Raw genomic sequence first — 3447 nt, 5'->3', positions numbered from 1 at the left:
AATTATGGAAAGTTTTTGTTTATGGTAAGAAATAAGTGTATATGCCCTATTTGAATTGAAATATACGTTTATTTCTTTCCATAACACCTCACAATAGATTTATTAAAATCTAGGAGGTGCCATATGGAAAATCGAATAATCATTGAAGAATTAGTTGCAAATGTTTTATCTGAATTAGAAAGGCTAAATTATGCATATAACACTATTTGTGGATATCGTGCTTTTTACAAAAGAGTAATTTCATTTGCAAATGCAAGAGATGAGTTCTATTTTTCAGAAGCGTTAGGAAGGGCTTTTTTGAAGGAAACATACAATTGTACAGTTAACTATTATCAAGAAGCTATACCTAAAGAACTCAAAGGTCCTATTAGAAGAATTAGAGTTCTAGGCGATTATCAGCTTCATGGTGTGATTATCCGAAGGATTGTAAAAAAGCCAGGATATGTTAAACCACCACAGTTTGAATCAGAACTTACTGGCTATGAAAAGGAATGCGAAAATAACGAGTACTCCAAAAGAGGTCTACGAACACGGATGCAACGTTTGTTCTTTTTCATAGATTATCTTGACAGTAGAGATGTTCAAAAATCGAATGATATTACTGCAAATATAATTTCTGATTATGTAAAAACAATTTATAAGTATCATGAAAAAAGTATTGCATCTATCTTAACAGCCCTTAGGGTTTATTTAAGATTTCTCTATTTTAACCAATATACGGATGAAGATTTGTCTTTAAAAGTTCCTAAACAGAGTAAATATTATTATCCACCTGTTCCTTCTGTCTGGAATAAAGATGATGTTATTCGTATGTTGAATAGTATTGATAGAGGGAACCCAACCGGAAAGAGAGATTATGCGATTCTGCTTCTGGTTGCCAAACTTGGTATTAGGGTTGGTGACATCAAATCCTTGAAGTTATCAGATTTAAACTGGCAATCAAAAAATATAGAAATAAGACAAAATAAAACAAAGAATATCGTGTCATATCCAATATTAAATGATATAGGTTGGGCATTAATTGATTACCTAAAAAATGGGCGTCCTATTAGTAACTCTCCATTCGTTTTTATTCGGATGAATGCACCCTTTGAGGCATTTGGAAGAGACGCTAATCTTCATAATATCATTACAAAATATACCAGACTTTCTGGAATTACTGTTCCTGATGGTAAACGGCAAGGGTTACATTCGCTTCGTCATACTCTTGCGAGTACTTTGCTTGAGCAGGGAACCCCATTACCAGTAATCTCTGAGATCCTAGGACATTTTAATTCTAAATCTACCAATGTCTATCTGCATACAGGAATGGATGGGTTAAGGAAATGTGCCATTGATCCAGAGGAGGTGCTTAAGAATGTCTAAGAAATCTGTAGTGTTTCAAAGTATTCTTGGTCCATTGATTGATGGATACATTGAGGAAAAGAGATCTGTTGGCTATAAGTACAAAAAAGGATCTTCTCTTTTGAAACAATTTGACACATTGGCTGCCAATGAAAACTTAATAGATATAAAACTTTCGAAAGAATTAGTATTTCTTTGGACAGAAAAAAGGCCAAATGAGACTGTCAGTACTAGAAATGGAAGAATCTCTATCATACGAGGGCTCGCTAAATATATGGTTCGTCTTGGGTATCAGGCATACATTTTTCCAGCTGCAACTATTTCGATTGATAGATATTCTTATGTTCCTTACATTTTTTCTGAAATAGAGTTGAAGAACATTTTTACCACATGCGACATTTATCCTTTTTCAGATGTTTCTCCCAACAGACATCTGACCTTACCTTTTCTGTTCCGTATGTTATATGGTTGTGGCCTCCGGATTTCAGAAGCATTGAATTTAAAACTAAAAGATGTTGATTTGGGTAATGGGACTTTATTCATTCGGGATACGAAATTTGGAAAAGAACGAAATGTTCCAATGACAGATTCATTGACGAAGCGTTGTCGTTTGTATGTAAAAGAAACTCATAACCTAAAGTCCAGTGATACTTATTTATTCCAATCCCCTTACGGAGGACATTATAAGGAAAGTACTATATATAACCTATTTAGAGAGATATTGTGGAAGGCTGGAATATCCCATAGTGGAAAGGGACCAAGACTTCATGATTTTAGGCACACTTTTGCGGTCCATTGTTTGAAAAAATGGGTCTTAGATGAAGAAGATATTACGAATCTCCTTCCCTATCTTTCTGCATTTTTAGGACACGTTGATTTAAGAGGTACACAACATTACTTAAGACTGACTGCTGATTTATATCCAAAAATTATTGCATCAGTTGAACAGAATTTTTCAACTTTAATACCGGAGGTATCGTTCAGTGAAACAGACTGATTTTGCCAGAACACTAACACGATTCCTTTCCGATTACCTTCCTAGCCATCGTAATGTTAGTACTAATACGATAAAGTCCTATCGGGATACCTTTAAACAAGTGCTAATTTATTTTAATTTAGAATTGAAAATCAGGCCAGAGTACCTTACCTTTGAAAAAATTAAAGCAGAAAAAATTAGAGACTTTCTCCTTTGGCTTGAAAAGTCGCGTAACGTCGGAATTAACACCCGTAATCAAAGACTAGCAGCAATCCATAGTTTCTACCGTTATGCACAGTCAGAACACCCTGAAAATATATTTGAATGTCAAAAAATATTAGGAATTCCCTTTAAAAAAAGGGAGATAAAGACGGTTGAATTCCTCTCACAGGAATCTTTAAGGTATATATTAGAACAACCTGATACTACCAAGAAAAAAGGGCGTCGAGATTTAACGTTAATGGCTACTCTATATGATACAGGGGCACGAGTACAAGAATTAATTGATTTAAAAACAAGAGATGTCAGACTTACGAAACCAGCCACAATTACTTTAACCGGCAAAGGAAATAAACGAAGAAGTGTACCTATTATGGATAAAACAAGAGTTCTGTTGGAGAATTACATGAAAGAAAACAAACTATTGGAAAATGGAAAACAAGATTATCCACTTTTCTTTAATAGCAATAGACGCGCATTTACAAGGCCTGGAATCACATACATTTTAGAAAAGTATTTAAAACAGGCTAAGGAAAATCATTCAGATGTTCTGTTCTCTGACAGACTTCATCCTCACATGATCAGGCATACAAAAGCTATGCATTTATTGGAGGCTGGTGTAAATCTAATTTATATAAGGGATTTACTAGGACACGTAAATGTTACTACAACTGATATATATTTAAGAGCAAATACGGAAATAAAAAGAAATGCATTAGAAGCCGCATATATGGAGGTTGTGAAGCAAGATACCCCTGTTTGGGATGAGGATACAGATTTATTAAAGTGGCTGGAGGAATTTTGTCGATAGGAATTTTGGAGTATTATGGAAAGATATTTGTTATGCCAGCTACGAATGTTACGCCTAATTACTAATATCTTTCCATAAACAAAAACTTTCGATAATT

At 34.2% G+C, this 3447-nt stretch carries 3 protein-coding genes; all 3 read left to right on the top strand.

Going from position 1 to position 3447, the window contains the following annotated elements; all coding sequences use genetic code 11:
* The first annotated feature begins 123 nt into the window (after nucleotides 1-123).
* Genes ACFFHF_RS12090 through ACFFHF_RS12080 form a run of 3 tightly spaced genes read left to right on the top strand, consistent with a single transcriptional unit; the run spans nucleotide 124 to nucleotide 3350 of the window.
* Nucleotides 124-1365 (top strand): site-specific integrase, encoded by a 1242-nt coding sequence (locus tag ACFFHF_RS12090; RefSeq protein ID WP_251520844.1) that lies wholly within the window; start codon nucleotides 124-126, stop codon nucleotides 1363-1365.
* Nucleotides 1358-2341: a tyrosine-type recombinase/integrase gene (locus ACFFHF_RS12085; protein WP_251520841.1), complete on the top strand. Its 984-nt coding sequence runs from the start codon at nucleotides 1358-1360 to the stop codon at nucleotides 2339-2341. The genes ACFFHF_RS12090 and ACFFHF_RS12085 overlap by 8 nt, the downstream gene beginning before the upstream one ends.
* Nucleotides 2328-3350 (top strand): site-specific integrase, encoded by a 1023-nt coding sequence (locus tag ACFFHF_RS12080; RefSeq protein WP_251520838.1) that lies wholly within the window; start codon nucleotides 2328-2330, stop codon nucleotides 3348-3350. Before ACFFHF_RS12085 ends, ACFFHF_RS12080 begins: the two co-directional genes overlap by 14 nt.
* The last annotated feature ends 97 nt before the right edge of the window (nucleotides 3351-3447 follow it).

The organism is Robertmurraya beringensis, from assembly GCF_042433785.1.
Lineage (GTDB): Bacteria > Bacillota > Bacilli > Bacillales > Cytobacillaceae > Robertmurraya_A > Robertmurraya_A beringensis.
This window is presented reverse-complemented; position numbering and strand designations above follow the sequence as displayed.

Bases quoted from the DNA above. Each gene is read 5' to 3' on its own strand.
- ACFFHF_RS12085 (WP_251520841.1), top strand. From the start codon at position 1,358: ATGTCTAAGAAATCTGTAGTGTTTCAAAGTATTCTTGGTCCATTGATT.
- ACFFHF_RS12090 (WP_251520844.1), top strand. From the start codon at position 124: ATGGAAAATCGAATAATCATTGAAGAATTAGTTGCAAATGTTTTATCT.